Genomic DNA, 24,150 nt, shown 5'->3' on the forward strand with positions numbered 1-24,150 from the left:
TTTCTGCCCAACTGTCGTAGTCGCCCAGGCAGCGGCGAAAGTCCTGCAGTACTTCCTCGACGTCGGGCGTGCTCCTGGCGGCCAAGACCAGAGAACCAATGGCGCCTATTAAGGACGGGATCTTGTCGGATGGAAGCATGCAGACATCTCGCAACACAGAGGTGGGCGCGAGACTGTGCCGGGGTTGGCTGAAGAAATAAGTCAGGGAAAGAAGCAGCGTATGTAGGGCAATTCTCAAATTTCCCCTGCGCCGCCAGAAACCGACGCTCCCTCGCCACAATGACAAGCGCAGCCAACCTGTGAACTGACTGGCGGCGCTTGTCAGAAAAAACCGACAGGAGTACAAATGTACTCCATGACGACTCTCACTCCTCGCCGCACCGCTATCCTGACCTTTATCCGCGAACGCATCGCCGAGCAGGGGCAGCCTCCGAGCCTCGCTGAAATCAGCGAGGCGTTTGGGTTCGCCTCTCGCAGCGTGGCGCGCAAGCATGTGCTGGCGTTGACCGAGGCCGGTTTCATTGAAGTCAATCCGCACCAGGCCCGAGGCATTCGGCTGCTGAACCAGCCGTCACGGCCCGAGTTGCTGGACGTGCCGGTGCTGGGGCGGGTGGCTGCCGGGCTGCCGATTGGCGCCGACGCCGAGGTTCACAGCCGCCTGCTGCTGGACCCGGCGATTTTCACCAAGGCGCCGGATTATTTGTTGCGGGTCCAGGGCGATTCGATGATTGAGGACGGCATTCTCGACGGTGACCTGGTGGGTGTGCAGCGCACGCCCCAGGCCGCCAATGGGCAGATCGTCGTGGCGCGCCTGGACGGGGAAGTGACTATCAAGCGCTTCGAGCAAGTCGGCGAGCGCGTGCGTCTGTTGCCCCGCAATCCGGCCTATCAGCCAATCATCGTTGAAGCCGACCAGGACCTGGCGATCGAAGGCGTGTTCTGTGGCCTGGTGAGACAAGGCTGATGGGCGCTGTCGTTGCGCTGGATACGCTGTTCAATGGCGGCCAGGTCTGGAAGGGGCGACCTGCGCCGCCGGCCGCCAGTCCGCAGCCCACCGGTCATGCGGCGCTGGACGCGGCATTGCCCAATGGCGGCTGGCCGGAAGCAGCGCTGACGGAAATTCTCATCGGCGCGCCGGGCGTGGGCGAGTTGCAACTGGTCTGGCCGACCCTCGCGCGGCTGTCGGCGGCGGGGGAGCGGATCGTGCTGGTGGCGCCACCGTTCGTACCCTATCCCCAGGCTTGGCGAAATGCCGGGGTCGACCTGCGCCAACTGTCGATCATCCAGGCCGATCAACGCGATGCCTTGTGGGCCACTGAGCAATGCCTGCGTTCGGGCAGTTGCGGCGCGGTGCTGTGCTGGCCTCGGCAGGCGGATGACCGGGCCCTGCGTCGGTTGCAAGTCGCGGCGGAAACCGGCCAGACCCTGGCGTTCGCCTGGCGCCCGATCCAGGAAGCCATCAACCCGTCTCCGGCGGCCCTGCGGATTGCCATCGATGCCCGGCCAGCACAATTGCGAGTGCTCAAGTCCCGGGGCGGGCTGGCTCGTTCGGCACCGATTGCGTTTGCCACGCACACCGAGCATTGAGGTTGCGATGCGCTGGGTCTGTATCCTCTTTCCGCAATTGGCGCTGGACGCCGCGCTGCGCCAGCGCCCCGATCCCGATGAGCCCCTGGCGCTGCTGACCGGTCCGGCCCAGCGTCGGGTGTTGCAAGCGGTCAATGAACCGGCCCGCGCCCTGGGCTTGCGGCCCGGGCAGACCATGACCGCCGCCCAGGCCCTGAGCAAAGGGTTTGCCACGGCCGAGTACGACGCGGCGCAGATCGAGCACTGGCAACAATTCCTTGCCGCCTGGGCCTACCGCTTCAGTTCCCAGGTCAGCGTGCATTACCCGCGCACGGTGGTGTTCGAAATCGAATCGAGCCTGGGGCTGTTCGGGCCCTGGCCGGTGTTCGAGGCACGCTTGCGGGACGAGCTGACGGAACTGGGCTTTCGCCATCGCATCGTCGCCGCACCCAACCCGGTGGCGGCGCGGGTACTGGCCAATGCTTATGACGCCCTGGTGGTGCCCGATGGCGAGACCCTGCAAGCGTACCTGGGGCACATGCCCGTGGACCGCATCGGCCTGGCGCCCGACGTCGCCACGGCGTTGTCGCGCATGGGGCTGCGCCGCCTGGATCAGGTCCAGGCCTTGCCCCGGCACACCTTGGCGCGGCGCTTCGAGGCCGACGTGCTCAAGCACTTCGACGCGCTGACGGGCAGTCGCACCCTGGCGCTGTCGTTCTACTTGCCTGCGGACCGTTTCGATGCGCGCATCGAACTCAATTACGACGTGCAATCCCACCAGGCGTTGCTGTTTCCGCTGCGCCGCTTGACCGGTGATCTTTCGGCTTTTTTGTGTGGACGCGACAGCGGCGTGCAGCGCTTCGACCTGCATCTGGAGCATGCGGGTTTGCCCGACACGGTGATCAAGGTCGGCCTGCTCAGCGCCGAGCGGGACCCTTCGATGCTGTTCGAACTGGCCCGTGGCCGTCTCGAACAGGTACAGGTCGAGGCACCTGTGCGCGGTTTTCGGTTGTGCGCCGAAGACCTGCCGAGCTTCGTGCCCCAGCGCCTGGAGTTGTTCGACGAACGTCCCCAGCAGTCCTTGCCCTGGGAGCAATTACGCGAACGACTGCGGGCGCGCCTGGGTGACGATGCCGTGCAAGGGCTGGGGTTTGGCGACGATCATCGACCCGAGTGCGCTTGGCAACTGACGCCCGAGCCGCGACTCCAGGCCTGTCCTCTGCGCGATGAAGTCCAGCGTCCCGGCTGGTTGCTTGGCGAGCCCCAGGCGTTGCCCGAAGGCCAGGCGCGCATCCTCATGGGTCCGGAACGCATCGAGTCCGGCTGGTGGGACGGCGCCGATGTGCGCCGCGATTACTACCTGATCGAAACCCGTACCGGGCAACGCGCCTGGGCCTATCGACCGGTGGGCGAAAGCGGGCCGTTATGGCTGCAAGGCTGGTTCGCATGAGTATCGACTACGCCGAACTGCATTGCTTGTCGAACTTCAGCTTCCAGCGTGGCGCCTCCAGCGCCCTGGAGCTGTGTCGCCGTGCCAGACAGCAGGGCTATCGGGCCCTGGCGATTACCGACGAGTGCACCTTGGCCGGGATCGTCCGGGCCTGGCAGGCGGCCAAAGAGCTGGACCTGCAACTGATCGTGGGCAGCGAAATCCAGGTCGAGGATGGCCCCAAGCTGGTGCTGCTGGTGGAAAACCTCGAAGGCTATCAAGCCTTGTGCCGGTTGATTACCCGCGCCCGGCGTCGCAGCGAGAAGGGTCGTTATCGCATCGTCCGGGAAGATTTCGACGACCCCCTGCCGGGACTGTTGGCGTTGTGGGTTCCCGACGGCAAGGACCCCGAGGCGCAAGGCCGTTGGCTCCAACGGTTTTTTGCCGGGCGCCTGTGGCTGGCTGTGCAGCTGCATTGCGGACAGGACGACCGCAAGCGCCTGGCCGACTTGCTGGCGTTGGCCGAACGCCTGGACCTTCCCGCCGTCGCCACGGGCGATGTGCACATGCATGTACGTGGTCGCCGCGCCCTGCAAGACACCATGACCGCGATCCGACATCACATCACCGTGGCCGAGGCTGGCCAGCGTCTGCACCCCAACGGCGAACGTCATTTGCGCAGCCTCCAAGCCTTGGCCGGTCTTTACCCTCGCGCCTTGCTCGATGAAACCCTGGAGATCGCCCGGCGTTGCACGTTCGACCTCGCTCAGTTGCGCTATGAATACCCCCGCGAACTGGTGCCCGAGGGCCATGACCCAGCGTCCTGGCTGCGGGAGCTGACCGAGCGCGGCCTGCGCGAGCGCTGGGAAAAAGGCGTGACAGACAAGGTACGAGTGCAGATCGACAAGGAATTGAAGCTGATTGCCGAACTCGGCTACGACAGTTATTTCCTCACCGTGCAGGACATCGTCAGTTTCGCTCGCAGCCGCCATATTCTTTGTCAGGGAAGAGGCTCGGCGGCCAATTCGGCGGTGTGCTACGCCCTGGGCATCACCGAAATCGACCCGAGCTGTACGGACATGCTGTTCGAGCGCTTCCTGTCCCGCGAGCGCAATGAGCCGCCGGATATCGATGTCGATTTCGAACACGAGCGCCGTGAAGAAGTCTTGCAGTACGTGTTCCAGCGTTATGGCCGTCATCGCGCGGCGTTGACCGCAGTGGTCAGCAGTTACCACGGCGCCGGGGCGGTGCGCGACGTGGCCAAGGCCCTGGGCCTGCCGCCGGACCAGGTCAATGCCCTGGCCGATTGCTGCGGCCGTTGGAGTGACGAGGCACCGCCATTGGACCGCTTGCGTGAGGGCGGTTTCGACCCGGACAGCCCGGTGTTGCGCCGGGTGCTGGGGCTGACCCAGCAGTTGATCGGCTTTCCCCGGCACTTGTCCCAGCACCCTGGCGGCTTCGTGATTTCCCAGCAACCCCTGGACACCCTCGTGCCGGTGGAAAACGCCGCCATGGCCGAGCGCACCATCATCCAGTGGGACAAGGACGATCTCGATGCGGTCGGGCTGCTCAAGGTGGACATCCTGGCCTTGGGCATGCTCAGCGCGATTCGCCGATGTTTCGATTTGATCGCGCACTACCGAGGCATTCGCCATACCTTGGCGTCACTGGCCAAGGACGACAAAGCCACGTTCGACATGATCAGCCGCGCCGACACCATCGGCGTGTTCCAGATCGAATCCCGGGCGCAGATGGCGATGTTGCCGCGGCTCAAACCCAAGGAGTATTACGACCTGGTGATCGAAGTGGCGATCGTGCGGCCGGGACCGATCCAGGGCGGCATGGTGCATCCGTATCTGCGTCGGCGGAACAAGGAGGAGGCTGTCACTTACCCTTCGCCAGAATTGGAAGAAGTATTGGGACGTACCTTGGGTGTTCCGCTATTCCAAGAACAGGTCATGCAGATCGCCATCGTCGCCGCGGGTTACAGCCCGGGCGAAGCGGACCAATTGCGGCGCTCCATGGCTGCCTGGAAACGCCACGGTGGGCTTGAGCCTCATAAGAAGCGGCTGGCCGACGGGATGGAGGCCAGGGGTTACAGTCTTGAATATGCCGCGCAAATCTTCGAGCAGATCAAAGGCTTCGGCAATTACGGTTTCCCTGAATCCCACGCCGCCAGTTTCGCCTTGCTGACCTACGCCAGCAGCTGGCTCAAATGCCACGAACCGGCGGCGTTCGCCTGTGCCTTGATCAACAGTTGGCCCATGGGTTTCTACAGCCCGGACCAGATCCTCCAGGATGCTCGCCGCCATCAGTTGCAGATCCGTCCAGTGGACGTGCGCGCCAGCGATTGGGACTGCAGTCTCGAACCCTTGGAGGGCCGGCAACCGGCCATTCGCATGGGCCTGCGCATGATCAAGGGTTTTCGCGAGGACGATGCCAGGCGCATCGAGGTGGCTCGCGGCCAGCGGGCTTTCAGCGATGTGGCCGACCTCGGCGAGCGTGCTCGACTTGATGCCCGGGCCTTGGCGCAACTGGCTGACGCCAGTGCCTTGCGCGGTCTGTCCGGCGATCGCCACCGCGCCCGTTGGGACATTGCCGGGGTACAAAAACAACTGGGCCTGTTCGCGGGCCTGCCCAGTCAGGAAGAGCCGCCCGTGGACCTGCCAAAACCCACCGTGGGAGAAAACCTGTTCGCCGACTACGCCACGCTGGGCACGACGTTGGGCCCCCATCCGCTGGCCTTGCTGCGTCCCGAACTGCGCGCCCGGCGCTGCCGCAGTTCGCGGGAATTGCAGGACGTTGAACATGGTCGCAACGTCAGCGTCGCCGGTCTGGTCACCGGTCGCCAGCGCCCGGGCACGGCCAGCGGCGTGACCTTCGTCACCCTGGAAGATGAATTCGGCAACCTCAACGTAGTGGTCTGGCGCGACCTCGCCGAGCGCCAGCGCAAGGTCCTGGTGGGTTCGCAATTGCTCCGGGTGGATGGGCGCTGGGAGAGTGTCGGTGAAGTTCGCCACCTGATCGCCGGGCGCTTGAGCGACCTGAGTGGACTGCTGGCGGGCATCCATGTGCGCAGTCGCGATTTCCGCTAGCGCTGCAGCCCCGTGGCGAGGGAGCAAGCTCCCTCGCCACGGGGAGCGGCGCGCACCTGCCGCATGAAACCAATTGCCAACCTTGCGCTCGAAGCACTAGCACAAGGGACTTGTGGTATGCCGCTTCCCTGCTGGTAGTTTGAGGTGAGAGTCGTTCCATGAAGTTCTTATCCCAGAATAACGGGTGTCCCGGATGGGACGGCGAAATGGCCCGGCGCATTCGGGCATACGATTGGAGTCGCACCGAACTGGGCGCGATCGAGCACTGGTCCGCCAGCCTGCGCAGCGCCGTCCAATTGATGTTGGCTTCGCCCTTGCCAATGGTCATGTTGTGGGGCCGCCAGGGCTTCATGATTTATAACGACGCCTATGCCGAGTTTGCGGGCGGCCGTCATCCCTATCTGTTGGGACGCGCGGTGGAGTTGGGCTGGCCGGAAGTGGCCGAGTTCAATCGCCATGTGCTGGACGTGTGCCTGGCCGGTGGCACCTTGTCCTACCGCAGCAAGGAGCTGGTGCTGCTGCGCGATGGCAAGCCCGAAGATGTCTGGATGGACCTCTATTACAGCCCGGTGCCCGACGACGATCACACACCGGCGGGCGTGTTGGCCATCGTCGTGGAAACCACCGAACTGGTACTGACCGAGCGGGCCCGGCAAGAGGCTGAGCGCAGTTACCGTGCGGTGAATGAACGCATCCAACTGGCGCTCTCGGCCGGGCCGTTGCTGGGCTCGTTTGTCTGGGATATCCAGGCCGACACGCTGTCTGGCGATGAGCGTTTCGCGCGTACGTTCGACTATCCGCCGGAATGCCCGCTGGACGCATTGCCCATCGAAATCGCACGCCAGCGTATCCATCCGGATGACCTTGAAGACGTTGAGCAACGGGTCGATTTGACGGTGCGCACAGGCACACCCTACACCGCAGAATACCGTGTGCGCCGTGGCGAGGACGATTACCTTTGGGTGCTGGCCAGCGGTCGATGCGAGTTCGATGCGTTGGGCAAGCCCCTGCGCTTTCCCGGCGTGCTGATCGATATCAACGAGCGCAAGACCGCCGAAGCTTCATTGCTCAAGTTCACCCGCGATCTGGAGCAACGCGTCGCCGACGAGGTACAGGCGCGGTTGGCGGCTGAAGAGCAGTTGCGCCAGTCGCAGAAACTCGAGGCCATCGGCGGCCTCACTGGCGGCGTGGCCCATGACTTCAATAATCTGTTGCAGGTGATTGCCGGCAACCTGCACTTGCTGGCTCGTCACGAACCTGACAATCCCAACGTGCAGCGGCGGGTGGGGGCTTCAATCGAAGCCGTGGAGCGGGGCGCCAAGTTGTCATCGCAACTGCTGGCTTTTGCCCGTCGCCAGCCATTGTCGCCGGCGGTCTACAACCCACGGCGCATCTATGATGGCCTGGGCGAGTTGCTGCAACGGGCGCTGGGCGAAACCATTCGGATCGAGGTTTCGTTGCCCGTTGAGCCTTGGTGCATCCATGTCGATCGCAACCAGTTGGAAAATGCCCTGTTGAACTTGGCGATCAACGCCCGCGACGCCATGGGCGGGGAAGGCTTCATCAGCATGATCGGCGATAACATCGTGCTGGATGAATCGTCCTGCGTTGGCAAGGGCGTCGCTGCCGGCGATTACGTCCGGCTGTCGGTGATCGACAGCGGCGCAGGCATGGCGCCGGAAGTCCTGAACCAAGTGTTCGAGCCATTCTTTACCACCAAGACCGACGGCCAGGGCACCGGGCTCGGATTGAGCATGGTCTTCGGGTTCGTCAAGCAGAGCGGCGGTCATATCGAAATTTCCAGCCGCCCGGGTGAAGGTACCCAAGTGCACATGTACTTCCCGCGCAGCCACCAGCCTGAAGCCTCGGATCCGGCGCACCAGCGCACGCTCGCCTCAGGCGGACAGGAGACGATCCTGGTGGTGGAAGACAACGATGAAGTACGCAGCGCCTCGGTGGACTTGCTCGAATTGTTCGGTTACCGGACCTTGACCGCCGCCAACGGCGACGAGGCGATGAAGCTATTGCTGGAAGGCGTCGCGGTGGATCTGATTTTCACTGACGTGGTCATGCCCGGCCTGATCAAGAGTTCCGACCTGGCCGCCTGGGCCAAGGTCCAGATCCCGCCGATACCGGTGCTGTTCACGTCGGGGCACACGCGCGACATTATCTCGCGCAACCATCAATTGAGCCCCGACACTCATTTGCTGAGCAAACCCTATAACCCGCAGGCGCTGGCTCGGATGGTCCGCTCGGTTCTGGCGGGTTGAACGCGAAGCTGCAAACAAATGGAACCCAAGCCCCTGCATCACCTTCGAATAATCAAGGTCGGTATTAACCCGGCCCTGTCATGAACGAGGTGCCTATGAACGACAATCCTGCAAACACGCAGCAGAAAGGCCAGATGCAAACCCCGTCATCACCGCGCAACGATCCGGCCATCGATCCGCAGCCCCAGGCCGACCTGTCGACCGCCCAACCGGTCAGCCCGCCCGGCGCGGACCAAGCCCAGAGCGCTGCCAGCGAGGTCGATCAGAAGCAACATCACCAGGACAACGACAACACCTTCAGCCCGGGCTTCAAACCTGATCCGGATCGCCCCCAGTCCGATGACAGCACGGATGCGGACATCGACACTGATGGCGGTTGATTGCCAGATGGAGTTTGCCTCGGTGTGCGGCAGGGCAGTGCACACCGGGGACGGTTCATGCCCCTTGGCTTCAGTCGCTCAGCGCGTGCCTTTACGGCGATCCAGGGCGACCACCACCAGCGACACCAGCACGAACCCCACCAGCACCATGACCGCATTGATCAGCACTTGCGTAAGCCCCAACGTGTTCACTTCGATAAACGGATAAGGGTAAGCGTCGACAATGGCGCCGCGCACCAGCGCATAAATGAAATAAGCCAGCGGATAAAGCAGCCATGGCCCGATATCCCGCCATTGCAGCGGCGCCTTGGGCACGCAGAACCACCAATAGAACATAAACACCAGTGGCATCACATCGTGCAGCAATTCGTCGGCCACCCACTGCCAACCTTGCGGATCCCAGACATGGCGCAGCAGCAGGTTGTAGGCCAGCCCGACCAATACAATTGCAGCGGCCACACCGCCCTGGACCTTGGGGTTCAGGAAAAACCGGCGCAATGCCGAATCCCCTGAGGTGGCCGCATAGCTCAACACCAGTGCGACGAGGATATTGGTCAATACAGTGAAATAGCTGAAGAAAATGTCCACCCCACCCAGCAGACTCTTGCCGCCCTGCCAACGCGAGGCAAGGATCAGGCAGAGTTGGAGAATCAAGGCAAACCATCCCAACAGTGCTGCAATTTTCACGGCGATGCCGCTGCCGCTTCGAGTCAATACCAGTTTATCGCTCATGATTTCGCTCCTGGCTAAACGAAACCTGCAACGGCAAAGCCCCCAGGAGGTTGGACGCTCATGAACAGGTGTCTGTTGAGCGGGACCCTAGGAGAGCACAACAACAGTGTCTACTGTAGGAATTGACAGTGCCGACCGGCGGTAGCAGAGCGTAGGGAGTTATTGCAGCGTAGAAATAAGGGGACGGGCCGTCCTTCTGTGAGGACGGCCCGGGATTGCGGTGTTACTTGCTTGGATGAGCTGCCTGAAGTTTCTTGGCCATTTCCAAATGATGCTGGAGGTCCGGCAGCATTTTCTGGGCGAACGCCTTCAGTTCGGTATTGCCGGGCTTCTTGTCGTCGGTGACGGTCTCGGCTTCTTTCTTGAACAGGGCGATGGTTTCTTCGTGGGCCATCACCTGGTTATTGGCATAGGCTGGATCGAAGGACTCATCACGCACATCGAGAATCTTGGCCTTGGCCTTCTTCATCAGCGTGGTGTCGTCAGGGACTTCGATGTCATGTTTCTGCGCCAGCGCCTTCAGCTCTTCATTGGCTTTGGTGTGGTCGGCAATCATCTTGTTGGCGAACTCCTTGATGTCCGCCGATTGGCTTTTTTGCAACGCCAGCTTGCTGGTTTCGATTTCCGCAATGCCGCCGGCCGCCGCGTTGTCGACGAAGTCGTTGGACGTCGCGGCCCATGCCATGCCCATGCTGCTACTCAGGGCAACAGCCAGGCCGAGTTGACGCAGGGTAAATCTGTCCATAGGTAAGTCTCCACACAGGTTGTACAAGTGTTTCTTGTGGTCACTGATCAATGGAGGGCGATACGTGGGTGAAGGTTTGATCGCAGCACATGGCGGGACGACGAACGGTCACCGCTGGTCGGATTGGCGGTCGACAGAAGCCGACCGGCAAGGCCATGCTGAGGACAGGCAGTGCCCTGAAAAGCGCTTGCCACCGAACTCATGAAGGAGGTGCTCCATGCCGGTGTCCCATGATCTTTGTCAGGATCTCAAATGCACAAAAGACCATATCCAGCAAAAGCGCAGCAAGGACCCGAAGCTCGATTCATTGCTTCAAAAGTATTCGCGACTTGATGCCGAGGTCGTGAATGCCGAGAAACCCCCCGTCACGCTGTCGGACTCCGCTTTGGAGACACTCAAGAAAGAACGGCTATTGGTCAAGGACGAGATCGCTGCATTGATGCAGGAGTAGCCTGAACAAGATACGGGGCCCTTTGAGTTGCAAAGGGCCTTTCTGACGATAGGCGTTTCACGTGGCGAGGGAGCTTGCTCCCGCTGGGGCGCGGAGCGGCCCCTTCCAAACCCATCAACCCAAAGGATCCCAGCGCTGGGACCAATCGCTGCCCGTCTTGACGATTCCTCGCAACACCTCGAATGCCTGCTGCAACGCCGCCGAATCCCGGTCCCTGGAATACACCAGATAAGTCGGGTAGTTGAACTCCGGCGCCTTGGGCACCCGCTCCAGGATTCCACTGTCCAGGTAGCTCTGCACGACCCGCGTGCGGAAATAACCGCTGCCACCGTTTTCCAGGATGTACTGCAACGCCAGGGGGCCGAGATTGAAGGTCACGGCGGCCTTGGCCTTGTCCGGCAACGCTGTATCGTGCTGGCGGCGGAAATCGGCGCTCCAGTCGATGTACACGTAGGGCTCGGGGCGAGCGGCCAGGCGTACGAGGATGAGTTTTTCTTCCAAAAGCTGTTCGACTTGCAGCCTTGGCCAGTATTCGGGTTGATACACCACCGCTGCGTCCAGCAGCCCTAGCTCCAGTTGTTGCAACAGCTTTTCCCCGTCGCGGATGTCCATGCGCAGGGCGTGGCCGGGAATCGCCTGGCGCAGCGCCCCGGCCCAGGCAAGCATCAAGGGGTTGCACAAACTGACTTCCCCGCCGAGGTGCAGGACGTTGCGAAAACCCTCGGGCAACGGCAGGTCGCGGCGAGCGGCCTCCCAGGTTTGTACGAGCTGATTGGCATAGACCACAAAGGCTTCGCCATCGGCGGTCAATCGTGCGCCGGCCCGGTTGCGCACGAACAAGCCACAGCCGAGCTGGCTTTCAAGCTTCTGTACCCGGGCGGTAATTGCCGTCTGGGTGACGTGCAGCTTTTCAGCCGCGGCGGCGAGGCTGCCGTGGCGGACGATTTCCAGGAAGGTGCGGGCGAGGTCGATGTCCATGGTCAGGCCGATGCGGGGGAAGCGGGCATTGTAAGAGCTGGCAGTTTTGTCCGATACCACCGTGATCCGCTCGCGATGCGGTGGCTCATTCAGAGGAAACAAAAATCCCGCCACAAGGGCGGGATTCGGCTACAGCGGCGGCGCGAGCCGATCTCAGGAAGGGAACAGCTCGGCCAGTTTCATCGACAGCATCATGTCGCCTTCAACGCGCAGCTTGCCGCCCATGAAGGCTTGCATGCCGTCGGTTTCGCCGCTGACGATGCCCTTGAGGGTTTCGCTGTCCATGATCAGTGTGCAATTGGCGTCGGCATGTTCGCCTTCCTGCAATTCGCAGGTGCCGTCCTTGACGATCAGGGCGTATTGCTTGTCTTCGTCAGTGATGTTGAAACCAAACACCAGGTCCAGGCCGGCAGCGGCGGCTGGGTTGAACTTGGCTTGCATGGCTTGTACGGCGTCGGCTACGGAGGTCATGGTTTCGATCCTTATTTGAGTGGTACGGCAAGATCTGCAAGTAATCCGGCCTCAGCGGAAGGTGATGAGGTCCGGGGTCTTCAGCAGTTGCAGGTGGGCATGACTGTTGAAGGAAGCCAGGGCTACCTCGCGGCCCCTGAATTTCAGGTGGTTGAGCGAGGTGTTGACGATTTGCCAGTTCAGTTCGAAGGCCTGCCGGGCAGGCATCTGGGTAATCAGGTGGAGCAGGGCGGTGATGGTCCCGCCGGAGGTGAACACGGCGATCTTATCGGTCTTGTCGGCCTTTTCGAGGAGGCGCTGCAGGCCGGCCTGGACGCGCTCGACGAAACCCAGCCAGCTTTCCAGCCCCGGCGGGTCGTATTGGCCACCGAGCCAGCGCTCGACGATCAAGGCGAAGATACGCTGGAATTCGGCGCGGTTCTGCGCAGCGTTACGCAGGATGTAAAGGGCTTCGGGTTCTTGGGGCAACATGTCCGGCAACAGGGCGCGGATCACTGCGTCGGCATCGAATTCATTGAACGCGGCGTCAATTTCCACTTCGGGAACCGGCAGCCCGGCGGCGGCCATCTGGCCTAGCGCGCCGATGGCAGTGTCCTGCTGGCGACGCAGGTCGCCCGAGAGGCAGCGATCGAACACGACACCGAGCTCCGCCAGATGGCTGCCCAGCACTTGCGCCTGGCGTATGCCGTTGGGCGAAAGGACATCGTAGTCGTCCGCACCGAAGGAGGCCTGGCCATGTCGAATCAGATAAATGCTGCCCACGTCCGCGTCATCCCGGTACGTTGAAGGTTTGGCGAGGTTATGAGGATGGCGTTGGCCTGTCAATGAAAAAACATACGCTTGTTTGAAATGGCCGTTACAGCCCGTAGCGAGGGCGCCTGCTCCCCGCTTGAGTGTTTGGCTTCACCTTGGCGGGCGCTAAGGTAACCGTAGATTTCATGGCTGGCAGCAGGGCAGGCGCATGGGTATGCTGGCAGCGTTACGCGCCTGCGTTCAGTGGCGCATTGCATTTAAGGAGTCGCTGTGGAGTTTTTTGTCGAATACGCCGGTTTCCTGGCCAAGACGGTGACACTGGTGATCGCCATTCTGGTGGTCATGGCCAGTTTTGCTGCGCTGCGCAGCAAGGGGCGACGCAAGTCGGCCGGGCAGTTGCAGGTCAGCAAGCTCAACGATTTCTACAAAGGGTTGCGCGAGCGCCTGGAGCAGACACTGCTGGACAAAGACCAGCTCAAGGCCCTGCGCAAGGCCGAAGGCAAGGCTGAAAAAGCCGGGAAGAAACAAAAAGACAAGCCGGCCGCCAAGCCTCGGGTGTTCGTGCTGGATTTCGACGGTGACATCAAGGCTTCCGCCACCGAAAGCCTGCGCCACGAAATCACCGCGCTGCTGACCCTGGCGACCCCGAAGGACGAAGTGGTGCTGCGCCTTGAAAGCGGTGGCGGCATGGTTCACAGCTATGGCCTGGCCTCGTCGCAACTGGCACGGATCCGCCAGGCCGGCGTGCCGCTGACGGTGTGCATCGACAAAGTCGCGGCGAGCGGCGGCTATATGATGGCGTGCATCGGCGAGAAAATCATCAGCGCCCCCTTCGCCATCCTGGGCTCCATCGGCGTCGTCGCCCAGTTGCCCAACGTCAATCGCCTGCTAAAAAAACACGACATCGATTTCGAAGTGCTGACAGCCGGCGAATACAAGCGGACCCTGACAGTGTTTGGCGAAAACACCGAGAAGGGCCGGGAAAAATTCCAGGAAGACCTCGACATCACCCACGAGCTGTTCAAGAACTTCGTGGCCAACTATCGCCCGCAACTGGCCATCGATGAAGTGGCGACCGGTGAAGTCTGGCTGGGCGTTGCCGCACTGAGCAAGCGTCTGGTCGACGAGCTGAAAACCAGCGACGAATACCTGGCCGAACGGGCCAGGACCGCTGAGCTGTACCACCTGCACTATGCCGAACGTAAAAGCCTGCAAGAGCGTATCGGCATGGCCGCCAGCGGTTCGGTGGACCGCGTGCTGCTGAGCTGGTGGAGTCGCCTGACGCAGCAGCGGTTCTGGTAACGCGCGGTCATTGACCGGCAATAAAAAAAGCCCTGATCCGATGCACCCGGATCAGGGCTTTTCATTTTCTCGTTATCAGCGACGACGAAACAGCGGCAGCGGCTCGTCGGTAGCGGCCTGGTAAGTCACCGAGAAGTCCTTGAGGCTTTCGAGAGCTTCATAGGGGTCTTTGTCGGCCCGCAGGGCAAAGGCGTCGAAACCGCAGCGGCGCATGTAGAACAGCTGGTCGCGCAGCACGTCGCCAATCGCCCGCAATTCGCCTTTGAAGCCATAACGGTCACGCAACAAGCGGGCGTTGGAGTAGCTGCGCCCATCGGTGAAAGCCGGGAAGTTCAAGGCAATGACCTGCAACTGATTGGCGTCATCACCGATTTCTTCGGCTTCCTCGTCAGCGTCCAGCCACACGCCCAGCCCGCCGTCGCGGGCCTTGAGGGCGTGGGCATGGTCGCGCCACAGGGCCAAGGGCACGATCAAGTCATCGCAGTTGGAAATGCCATCGAAGGTCGCGTCCTTGGGCAGCAGGTGCCAGGTTTCGTCGATGACTTCGTTGTTCTTAATGATTCGCTGCATAGACGCGTTCCTTGAAGAGGTCGATGCCAATACGTTGGTAAGTGTCGATGAAGCGCTCGTCTTCGGTACGTTGTTCGATGTACACGTCGATCAGCTTCTCGATCACGTCAGGCATGTCATCCTGGGCAAACGACGGGCCGAGGATCTTGCCCAGGCTGGCGTCGCGGCTACCGCTGCCGCCGAGGGAGACCTGGTAGAACTCTTCGCCTTTCTTGTCCACGCCCAGGATGCCGATATGGCCAACGTGGTGGTGACCACAGGCGTTCATGCAACCGGAAATATTCAGGTCCAGCTCGCCGATGTCGAACAGATAATCGAGGTCGTCGAAGCGGCGCTGGATCGATTCGGCGATCGGGATCGACTTGGCGTTTGCCAGGGAGCAGAAATCACCGCCGGGGCAGCAGATGATGTCGGTCAGCAGGCCGATGTTCGGCGTGGCGAAACCTTGCTCGCGCAACTCGCCCCACAGGGTGAACAACTGGCTCTGCTCGACGTCCGCGAGGATGATGTTCTGCTCGTGGGAGGTGCGCAGCTGGCCGAAGCTGTAGCGGTCGGCCAGGTCGGCGACGGCGTCCAGTTGTTTGTCGGTGATGTCGCCCGGCGCAACGCCGGTGGGCTTCAGGGACAGGGTCACTGCAACGTAGCCCGGCTTTTTGTGGGCCAGGGTGTTGCGGGTACGCCAGCGGGCGAAACCGGGATGTTCCTTGTCAAGGGCAGCCAGTTCGGCGTCCCCATTGCCCAAAGCCTTGTAGTGCGGGTCGACGAAATGCTTGGCCACGCGTTGCACTTCGGCTTCGGTCAGGGTGGTCTGGCCGCCGCGCAGGTGAGCCATCTCGGCCTCGACCTTCTCGGCGAACACTTCAGGCGTCAGGGCCTTGACCAGGATCTTGATCCGCGCCTTGTACTTGTTGTCGCGACGACCGTAGCGGTTGTACACGCGCAGGATGGCGTCGAGGTAGCTCAACAGGTCTTGCCACGGCAGGAACTCGTTGATGAACGCACCGACCACCGGCGTACGGCCGAGGCCGCCGCCCACCAGCACGCGGAAGCCCAGCTCGCCTGCGGCGTTGTAGACCGTTTCCAGACCAATGTCATGGACTTCAATAGCGGCGCGGTCCGAGCTCGAGCCGTTGATGGCGATCTTGAACTTGCGCGGCAGGTAGGCGAATTCCGGGTGGAACGTGGTCCATTGACGGACAATTTCGCACCATGGGCGCGGGTCGATCACCTCGTCGGCCGCAACACCGGCAAACTGGTCGGTGGTGACGTTGCGCAGGCAGTTGCCGCTGGTCTGGATCGCGTGCATCTGCACCGTGGCCAGTTCCGCGAGAATTTCCGGCACGTCTTCCAGGGCAGGCCAGTTGTACTGGACGTTCTGCCGGGTACTGATGTGGGCGTAGCCCTTGTCATAGTCGCGGGCAATCTGGGCCAGCTTGCGCACCTGGCGCGAAGTCAGCTGACCATAAGGCACCGCCACGCGCAGCATCGGGGCGAAGCGCTGGATATACAGGCCATTCTGCAAGCGCAGAGGGCGGAATTCTTCTTCGCTCAGCTCGCCTGCCAGATAGCGTCGGGTCTGATCCCGGAACTGCTTGACGCGGTCCTCGATGATCCGCTGATCGTACTCGTCATATACGTACATATAAGTCTCGTTCTCAGGCTTGGGCCGATCAGAAACAGCTGCAGGTTGGCTCGCTGAAATCGGGTTCTGCCTCGGCAATTCTGCGCGCACGGCCGCGCACTCCTAGAGGAGCCGGTGCAAGATACCTGTTTTGAGTTATGCGCAAAAGTGATGTTTGAGTATATGTAAAGAACCAAATCGACTAATGAGATCGATTATTGCCTAACCCACATTTGTCGTACGGGCAATCATCGTCTTAACTGTGGTCGAGTCCCTATGCAATCACCTACAAAACCGACAAGAGGCGATGCAATGAGCAATCCGACCAAAGCAAGGAAAAGCGACAGTACTGTTGATGCCTGGGCCATTTTGTTCCTGATTATCCTGGTGGTGGGCACGGCGGTGTTCTGGGTCAGCCACCAATAATCTGCCGCCCACGCAATGCCAATGCGGGAGCCAGTTCGCTCGCTCCCGCAGGGGTTGCTGCTGAAGGTTTCTACAAACCCGCCAGATGCACCACCAGCTTGACGATGCCAAACAGCGTCAGGGCAAAGATCACCGTGAATGCGATCCCCAATATCACGAAGTGACTCGGTTTGCCGTGGGTGAAATCCCGGGCGCGGTTCTTGCCGCTTTGCACGCCGATCGCGGCGGCTAGCACGCTGTGTATCATCTGCAGCAGCGTAGGCGGTTTGTTGTCGACTGGATCGTCCATAAAACCCTCATTCGAAGTCATCCCCAAGCAAGCATAGTCAAACTGCGCCTGCGTGGTTGAGTTCGGTCATCCGCGACATTCGTTACACAATCCCGATCGACCTATAAATATGTACTGCCAATGCGGTTGGCAGAACTGGTCCGCTGTCGCTTCATTCAAAGGAGCGACACATGTCATCGAGTCCCACGCAAAAACCGGAAAAAACCCAACACGCAACACCTCGGGCCACGGAGAGTCTGCACGCGGACTTCCTGGAAGCCGCCATGCCCGCATGGCTTATCGAGGCTACGACCCAACGCAGGCAGGCGATCAAACAAGCCGGAACGCAAGCGCCGGCCTGGTACACGATCGCTTCGCCAGAACAACGTAAGGTTGTGGATGCCAGCTTCAAGGCAAGCGTGGCAGCACAGGTTCAGTTGGATAAAACCATGTCATCGTTCCAGGACGTTGACAATTTTGCCAGGCCGTTACTGAGACAGGCACTGAAAGACCAGTTCGATATCGATGTGGATGTCGACAAAACCTGGTTATGCCTTAGACGGCCACTGAAAATGAGCGTGTTGAGGATAGAAGTTTCTTGGTTCGAACTGTTCAAGTTGCCCCTGTTGGAAGTCGCGCTGCACAACTTTGAAAGCTGGGAGTGTGAGAAGGGCGCCTACCATGAAAGGTCTGAATTTGTAGTGAAGACGGACACGCCCGGCACTGACACACCTGTGATGCTGGGTATATCGGTCGGTCAATTCCTGACCTTGTGCCGCAGCCTGGACATTGGTGCGAAGTACCAAGCCTACCTCAAGTCGTTTTTCTACCCTGCCGACGCGGCGACCGAAACGACGCTTCGCCAGCACTTCATTGCCAGCCAGAAAACCGCGATGCGGGCCGCAGCCGAGCAAGCGCTGTTGACGAAAGATATCGAACCCAGGGATCACGCGATGATCCTTTCGGTCATCAATGGCGAGAACAATCCCAGGTTGGGCGCAAAACCGGTCTGGTTCGAAGACATGACCCTGATGAAGCAACGGTTGGTGGGCTGTGTCGCGTTCTCGATTTGTGAAATGCATCGCTACAGCGACGAGGTGATTCTCTATGTTCCTCATGACCCGGAGCATCCGCTGAAGCGTTACGACAACGACCAACTGAAAACGCGTTTCAAACAATTGCTCACCACTCCCGCCACCGGTCAAGCACAAGACACTGATCCTACGCCGTATCAGCGCTTCTTCAGTCAATTTGTGCCCTACGAAAAGCGACCTTATTTTTTCAGCCAGTTCGTCCAGGAGGCGAACAGCTTACCGAGCGATCCATTCAGTTTGCAGCCGCTGCCTTTGCTCGATCCTTTTTCGCTGCTGACGCGGGTCGATGAGCGCCCCCCGAGACGTCCAAAGATGCAGCGCCATCCCGATCCTTACATCGCGCCTTCGACGCTGCACCAGAAAGGCCGAACGTTATGGGCCGATAACCTGGACCCGTGGACTTACCTTTACGACCGGCACCGTGAAAAGGTACTCGCCGATGCGCGCAGCCATGCCGTCCCCACGAGCGACGTCGACGCCAAGGCAAGGGAAGCCAAACTGGCCCATCTACTGCAAATGGGCCTGTATGCCGTGAACATGGTGTCCATGTTCGTTCCGGTGTTGGGTGAGGTCATGATGGCGGTCATGGCGGAACAACTGTTGTACGAAACCATCGAAGGCGCAGTCGAGTGGGGGGAGGGAGACAAACGAGCCGCCAAGGCCCACTTGGTCGATGTCGCGCAGAACCTGGCGCTGATCGGTGGGATGGCCGGTGTGGGCGCTGGGTTCAGCAAGCTGGTCGCGATCAAGCCGGAGCCGGTGATCGAGCGCCTTCAGCCCGTGACATTGCCCAATGGCGAAACGCGCCTGTGGAAGCCGGACCTGAGCGGCTATGAAAGTGCGGTAACGCTCGACGGCCCGAGCGCTCCGAACGCGTTGGGACAATACGGACTCGATGGCAAGACCTATATCCGTCAAGGGAACAAGGTCTACGAGCAGTTCTTCGATGAGTCGATCCACAAATGGCGTATCAAGCACCCGACGGACACTTTGGCGTATCAACCTATCCTTGAACATAACGGTGCTGGAGCCTGGCGGCACTCGCTGGAGCGCCCGATGACGTGGGATCGCCTGACGCTGCTCAGGCGCATCGGGCATCAGACCGCAGCGTTTTCGGATGCGGTGCTGCTGCGGCTCGCCGATGTCAGCGGGGTTAGCGACAACGCCCTGCGCAAAATGCACATGGACCTTGCGGCTCCCCCTCCCGAGCTGAGGGATGCAATGCGTTTGTTCAAGGCGGATGCCGAGGCAGGCCAGATGATGGGCCGGTTGCAAGGCGCAGCCAGCTCGGGAGAGCTCACCCGGCAACCGGCGATTTTCGACAGCCTCTACCATGCGGAACCTGCGGACGTTCGAGTCAGGATTTTGCAGCGCGAATGTCCCGGCCTTAGCGAGGCTGCCGCCCAGGAGGTGATCGCCCATGGTAGCCCCGCGGATCTCGCCCGTCTGGATGCGACGCGACGCTCGCCATTGAAGATGCTAGAGGAAGCTCGCTGGTATGCACGACAAGGACGTCAGGTTCGGGCGTATGCGGGGTTGCGCAGCGACACTATCGGTTCGGCCGACAGCCGGCGCCTGGCATTGCGTGCCCTGGAAAAACTCCCGGGATGGCCGGATACGGTACGTTTGGAAGTCCGCGAGGAAAGCAGCCAGGGTGTATTGCTCGATAGCATCGGCGCCGAAAATGCGCCTGAAAAAAAATACCTGATCAAGAACGGACCTCGCTATCAGGCGCTCAACGAGCGTGGGGAAACTTCCAGTAGCGTGCCCCGGCAGGGCGACAACTTCTACGGTTCGATCCTGCATGCCTTGCCTGATGACACGCGTTCCGCATTGGGGCTGTCGCGTGTCGATCCGAGCGCCGAACTGCAACGCAAGATCATCGATTACGCTGACGTGCATCATGGAGAACTGACAAAGCTCCTGGAACCCCACGCCAAACGCTTCAAGCCACCGGTTCGAGTGAGCGCGACACTCAAGGGCTATTACGCGAGCGGGCGCGGCAGGGGGATCAATCCTTCCCTTGAGGCGCGAGTGGAGGAGCTTTATCCAGACGGACAGCAGGCCCAGGCCTTTATCAGGCAGCAGCGGGGCAAGACAGATCAGCAGATCTATTCGGTATTGCAAGCGCGCCGGCGTGAGTGGGACGCGCTCAGTGACGCGCTTGACCAATGGCAGGGCACTGCGACGGGTACTCCGGCGGACTTTCATAAAAATCAATTCGTGCAAGCGCTCAAGCAGAGCTGGCGCAATCGCCCATTGGCAGAGGAAATGCCCGAAACTGCGCGCTTGTCACTTTCTTGCGAGGAGCCGCCGCCTGCCATTTCCGCCGACTTTTCTCATGTGCGTGAATTGTCGGTCGTTGGCAGCGGCCTGACCGACGCCAATGCGGATGCCTTCCTGATGCATTTTCCCAAGGTGACGAAGCTGTCGATTGGCGGTAGGGAAAATGCCTATATCGATCTGTCCATCGAAGCGCAACCGTTGACCACCCTGCCGCAAGCGGTGAGCCAGATGCCTGGGCTCATCAACCTGAGGTTTACCACCAGCGCTCCCAAGTTGGCGGCGGATTTCTCGGCGAGACTGACAGCATTGTCCTCACTGGAGGCGTTGCACATCTCCTACTCAGGCTTTGACCAGGCTGTCATACAAGATCTTGATCTGACGCCGGTGAGTCGTTTGCGAACATTGAAGATCGAGGCGCCCTACACGTTGACGCAATGGCCTGACTACGTGCGCAATCTTCCTCGGCTCGAACGCCTGGACCTGACACATACCTCAATAACCACGTTGCCTGACGCGATATTCAAAGGGCACGAAAAACTGTGGACCGGGTTGTCGCTGGATTGGTCAAAGTTGACCCCGCAAGCCTTCACGCGCGCCTACCGCTACGTCAGCAATTACTCCGGTGAGTTCGGTCATTTGGTTGATTTGAACCAAATGGTGGATGAGTACTGTCGCGGGCAATTGCAGTTCATGGTCGGGAGGGGCGAGTACCTGGGACGTCTGCCCGAGCGATTCAAGGGCGCTTTGAACAACCCTCAGGAACGATTCGATGCGTTGGAAACGATCAGGGCTGAATACGATGCGATCTTTAACCAGTTTTATGAGCCGGCTGAGCCGGGCGAATTGACGTTGACCCATGCCATAGCGTCGGCGCAGTGGCGGCAGCCCGGAGAAGGACGCTTGCTTCGAGCCCTGCAAGATAGCTGGCGCCAGGCTTTACGCCGACGTTTTGGCTTGCCGATCGATGTCGCCAGGTTTGAACTGTCTCCATCCGAATCGGGTTTGGCCGGTGAAAAGATAAATAGGTTGCCGGTGTTGCCGGCCGGTAGCTTTCCTCATGTCCACACCTTGAGCCTGGGAACGTTGGATGTCCCACTTGATCAGGCACGCAACTTCTTCAGGGCATTCAGTAACACGCGAACACTGGAGATCAGCGGCAACGGCTTCACCGAATTGCCTTTTGTCGCCAGGGATTTGCCTGCCTTGAGGCAACTCGACATGCGCAACAACAACGTATTCGTCACCCCCGCCGTGCAAGCACAGTTCAATGGCATGAAGAACCTTGAAGAACTGAACCTGGAAAACAACCCGCTCAGCGTTCTCGATGTCAGCGGCTTGACCCAGCTCAAGGCGCTGAATCTCAAAGCCACCCAATTGCGGGCTTGGCCCAGCGGTGCCGAAAGCCTGCCTCAACTGTCGTGGCTTGATTTGCGCGACAACCGGCTTGAGTCGCTCCCCAAGGCGGTACTCTCCGACGACGATGTTCTACTGAAGATCAATGTGACCGGTAACCCCTTCAGCGCCGAAGGCGAAGCAGCCCTGAGCGCGGCGCATCAGCGCGTCGAGGATGCCAAAGGACTTCCCCACGGGACATTGGCGCGCTTTGCCAAGGAAACGGTACCGCTTGATTTTCCGCCGTCAGAAACAGGCAAGTCGATAGCGCAACTTTTATTATCGCTCCCCGAGGCATCGGCCGTGGTCGAGGGCGACGCCGGGCTTGAGCTTCGGCTGCAGCGCCTGGGGCCGATCATGACGCCGGAACGGGCAACCCTAGAGCTTGCGCAATGGCGTGAAACTGGAATGACCGAGGCGCAAATCGACGCGCGGATCAGCCAGTGGCATCAGGCGTGTGACACGCTGACTCGGCAGTTGAACGGTTGGATCTATACGCGGGGGGAACGCCTGGCCAGGCATACGGTGTCCGCGCAAAGCCGCATGCTTGCGGCGATGCGCATCGGTGAGGCGTGGCAAGAAGGATTGATACGCGTCAGTGGTTCAGAACAGACACTCAGTCTGCATGGCCTGCTATTGGGTGACTTGCCTGAACTGGTTGAACGGTTTCCTGGCGTGACGACGCTGGACCTGTCGGGCGTGCTTTTAACCGAACAAGGTTCAAACGGTTTTTTCGAGTCTTTCCCTCAGGTGCGCCGATTGAATCTGAGCAGCAATGGACTGGGCGACGTCCCCCACGCTGTCTTGCAAATGAGTCAGTTGCAACACCTGGAACTGGCTTATAACAACATCCCGCCCGAGGCGGTTTACCCGTTGCTGACCAATGGGCGCCTACGCGGGCTCAACCTGCGGTCCAACTGGCTGGAAACATTCGATCCCGCGGATTTTGGCCAGATCGAAACACTGGATCTCAGTGACAATGGGATAAATGACTGGCCACGGCATTTATTGACCGCACAACATTTGCGGGGGCTGGACCTGAGCAGCAATGAGCTTACCGAGGTTGCGCCAGGACTGCTGGATGGCAATCACGAAACGCTGGTGGCCGGGACGGACCTGAGCCATTGCGAAGACCTCTCGCTCGACGCGCTCCATGAGCTCAGGAGCTACAGCGACCAGCGCAATCGCACAGGTGTGATGGGAATCCCGCGAGATGAATTGGATAGCTGGATAACCGGGTTGGAGGCGTCGGAAAGTGAAAGTGATACGTTGGATTTTGATGACGACTCCCAGGGTGGTGGCCAGGGTGGCGCAGGTGCTCACGATCCTCATGCAATCGTCGCCCCGGTCGAGCCTCTCCTTGATCCTGCGGGCGATACCTCGGCCATGGCGCTGGAGCCATGGCTGGTTGGCTCAAGCGCTGCGCAGACCAGCGTCCGGAGCGAAATCTGGACGCAGTTGGCCGAAGAAACCGAACACGAGCGGTTCTTCCAGTTGCTCGCGATGTTGCGTGACACCTTCGATTTCAGATTCAACCGCGTAGACCTGACACAACGGGTCTGGAATGTCATGGATGCTGCCAGCGAAAACAGCGAATTGCGCCAATTGTTGTTCCGCAACGCCGAAACCCACGGCACCTGCATCGATGGGCGCATTTTGACGTTCAGCGAGCTGGAGGTTCGTGTGTTTGTCTATCAAGCCTTGCGCGACATTCCGCTGGATCGCCCGATACTCAGGGGCCGGGCATTGCTGCGCCTGTCGCGGCAGTTGTTTCGGCTGGACAGGGTCGATACGTTGGCCGAAGCAGCCGGTCTGGGCATGGATCGGGCAGAAGTTCGCCTGCGCTATCGCATTGGTCTGACAACAGGGTGGGGCGACGGCATCGATTTGCCGGGGCAGCCCGCTCATATGGCTTTCGGCTCTCCAATCACCGGAGAGCGCGCGGCGCAAACGCGCGCCTCGATTCTTGAGGCAGAGCGGGGCGATGAGCTATTGAAGGACATGGTGAAGCGCGAATACTGGATAACCTACCTCCGTGAGCGTTATCCAGAAGAGATGAGCGATATTGAAGATGTGGTTGCCCAGAGGCGCGATGAGCTTCTGAACGAACTGGAGGATCGTCGAACTGCCGGCACAATCGATGCGCAGCAATACGACCAGCAAGTGATCGCGATGGGCCGAACGGTTGATACCCTGCGCGAGGGGCAACTGGTGGAGCTCACGCGAAGAGAGAAGAGCAATTTGGATGGCATCGCCGCTGAAACGGAGCAGTCCGGTAACCGCTCGCCTCAACCCGGACCGTCACGCCGCAACTGATCCGG

At 60.5% G+C, this 24,150-nt stretch carries 17 protein-coding genes; 9 read left to right on the plus strand and 8 right to left on the minus strand.

Annotation, left to right across the window (positions count from 1 at the left end):
- Positions 1 to 346: 346 nt before the first annotated feature.
- The 6 genes from lexA (at position 347) to HU806_RS24280 (ending at position 8,740) form a co-directional block, all read left to right on the plus strand.
- Complete coding sequence (gene lexA, locus HU806_RS24255; RefSeq protein WP_186615206.1) at positions 347 to 964, plus strand: transcriptional repressor LexA; 618 nt, start codon at positions 347 to 349, stop codon at positions 962 to 964.
- Positions 964 to 1,587: a translesion DNA synthesis-associated protein ImuA gene (gene imuA / locus HU806_RS24260; RefSeq protein WP_186615208.1), complete on the plus strand. Its 624-nt coding sequence runs from the start codon at positions 964 to 966 to the stop codon at positions 1,585 to 1,587. Before lexA ends, imuA begins: the two co-directional genes overlap by 1 nt.
- A gap of 7 nt (positions 1,588 to 1,594) precedes the next feature.
- Positions 1,595 to 3,016: a Y-family DNA polymerase gene (locus HU806_RS24265; protein ID WP_186615210.1), complete on the plus strand. Its 1,422-nt coding sequence runs from the start codon at positions 1,595 to 1,597 to the stop codon at positions 3,014 to 3,016.
- Positions 2,992 to 6,090 carry an error-prone DNA polymerase gene (locus HU806_RS24270; protein WP_202884441.1) on the plus strand — a complete coding sequence of 1,033 codons (3,099 nt, stop codon included), beginning with the start codon at positions 2,992 to 2,994 and terminating at the stop codon, positions 6,088 to 6,090. Before HU806_RS24265 ends, HU806_RS24270 begins: the two co-directional genes overlap by 25 nt.
- A gap of 158 nt (positions 6,091 to 6,248) precedes the next feature.
- Positions 6,249 to 8,360 (plus strand): ATP-binding protein, encoded by a 2,112-nt coding sequence (locus tag HU806_RS24275; protein ID WP_186615215.1) that lies wholly within the window; start codon positions 6,249 to 6,251, stop codon positions 8,358 to 8,360.
- Positions 8,361 to 8,455: 95 nt separating this feature from the next.
- On the plus strand, positions 8,456 to 8,740 hold the full coding sequence (locus HU806_RS24280) for a hypothetical protein (RefSeq protein WP_186615217.1): 285 nt from the start codon (positions 8,456 to 8,458) through the stop codon (positions 8,738 to 8,740).
- Between the two features lie 78 nt (positions 8,741 to 8,818).
- Here HU806_RS24280 and HU806_RS24285 read toward each other — a convergent pair whose 3' ends face one another.
- Together HU806_RS24285 and HU806_RS24290 are read right to left on the minus strand one after the other, a co-directional pair.
- Positions 8,819 to 9,472, minus strand: coding sequence for a Pr6Pr family membrane protein (locus HU806_RS24285; protein ID WP_186615219.1), 654 nt, complete (start codon positions 9,470 to 9,472; stop codon positions 8,819 to 8,821).
- Between the two features lie 223 nt (positions 9,473 to 9,695).
- Positions 9,696 to 10,217, minus strand: coding sequence for a DUF4142 domain-containing protein (locus tag HU806_RS24290; protein ID WP_186615221.1), 522 nt, complete (start codon positions 10,215 to 10,217; stop codon positions 9,696 to 9,698).
- Between the two features lie 217 nt (positions 10,218 to 10,434).
- Between HU806_RS24290 and HU806_RS24295 the strand changes: the two genes are divergently transcribed.
- Positions 10,435 to 10,668, plus strand: coding sequence for an HP1242/YdcH family protein (locus tag HU806_RS24295; RefSeq protein ID WP_186615223.1), 234 nt, complete (start codon positions 10,435 to 10,437; stop codon positions 10,666 to 10,668).
- 114 nt (positions 10,669 to 10,782) lie between these two features.
- On the opposite strand, the gene HU806_RS24300 is transcribed toward HU806_RS24295, so the two are convergent.
- The 3 genes from HU806_RS24300 to HU806_RS24310 all read right to left on the minus strand — a co-directional run bounded on the left by HU806_RS24300 (position 10,783) and on the right by HU806_RS24310 (position 12,879).
- Positions 10,783 to 11,646, minus strand: coding sequence for a LysR family transcriptional regulator (locus HU806_RS24300; protein WP_186615263.1), 864 nt, complete (start codon positions 11,644 to 11,646; stop codon positions 10,783 to 10,785).
- Between the two features lie 153 nt (positions 11,647 to 11,799).
- Entirely contained in the window at positions 11,800 to 12,117 is a 318-nt protein-coding gene (locus HU806_RS24305; RefSeq protein ID WP_186615225.1) for an SCP2 sterol-binding domain-containing protein, read from the minus strand.
- A gap of 51 nt (positions 12,118 to 12,168) precedes the next feature.
- A complete protein-coding gene (locus HU806_RS24310) occupies positions 12,169 to 12,879 on the minus strand; it encodes a histidine phosphatase family protein (protein WP_186615227.1) in 711 nt (236 codons plus the stop codon).
- Between the two features lie 261 nt (positions 12,880 to 13,140).
- On the opposite strand from HU806_RS24310, the gene sohB reads away from it, so the two are divergent.
- Entirely contained in the window at positions 13,141 to 14,172 is a 1,032-nt protein-coding gene (gene sohB, locus HU806_RS24315; RefSeq protein ID WP_186615234.1) for a protease SohB, read from the plus strand.
- A 75-nt stretch (positions 14,173 to 14,247) separates the two neighbouring features.
- Here sohB and HU806_RS24320 read toward each other — a convergent pair whose 3' ends face one another.
- The 3 genes from HU806_RS24320 to HU806_RS24330 all read right to left on the minus strand — a co-directional run bounded on the left by HU806_RS24320 (position 14,248) and on the right by HU806_RS24330 (position 17,078).
- On the minus strand, positions 14,248 to 14,742 hold the full coding sequence (locus HU806_RS24320; protein WP_053121484.1) for a DUF934 domain-containing protein: 495 nt from the start codon (positions 14,740 to 14,742) through the stop codon (positions 14,248 to 14,250).
- Positions 14,726 to 16,384, minus strand: a complete 1,659-nt coding sequence (locus tag HU806_RS24325; RefSeq protein ID WP_186615236.1) for a nitrite/sulfite reductase — start codon at positions 16,382 to 16,384, stop codon at positions 14,726 to 14,728. Before HU806_RS24325 ends, HU806_RS24320 begins: the two co-directional genes overlap by 17 nt.
- A gap of 475 nt (positions 16,385 to 16,859) precedes the next feature.
- Positions 16,860 to 17,078 (minus strand): DUF2970 domain-containing protein, encoded by a 219-nt coding sequence (locus HU806_RS24330; protein WP_186615238.1) that lies wholly within the window; start codon positions 17,076 to 17,078, stop codon positions 16,860 to 16,862.
- Between the two features lie 170 nt (positions 17,079 to 17,248).
- Between HU806_RS24330 and HU806_RS24335 the strand changes: the two genes are divergently transcribed.
- On the plus strand, positions 17,249 to 24,145 hold the full coding sequence (locus HU806_RS24335) for an NEL-type E3 ubiquitin ligase domain-containing protein (protein ID WP_186615240.1): 6,897 nt from the start codon (positions 17,249 to 17,251) through the stop codon (positions 24,143 to 24,145).
- Positions 24,146 to 24,150: the final 5 nt, after the last annotated feature.

It is taken from the genome of Pseudomonas sp. SWRI154, from assembly GCF_014268645.1.
Taxonomy (GTDB): Bacteria; Pseudomonadota; Gammaproteobacteria; order Pseudomonadales; family Pseudomonadaceae; genus Aquipseudomonas; species Aquipseudomonas marvdashtae.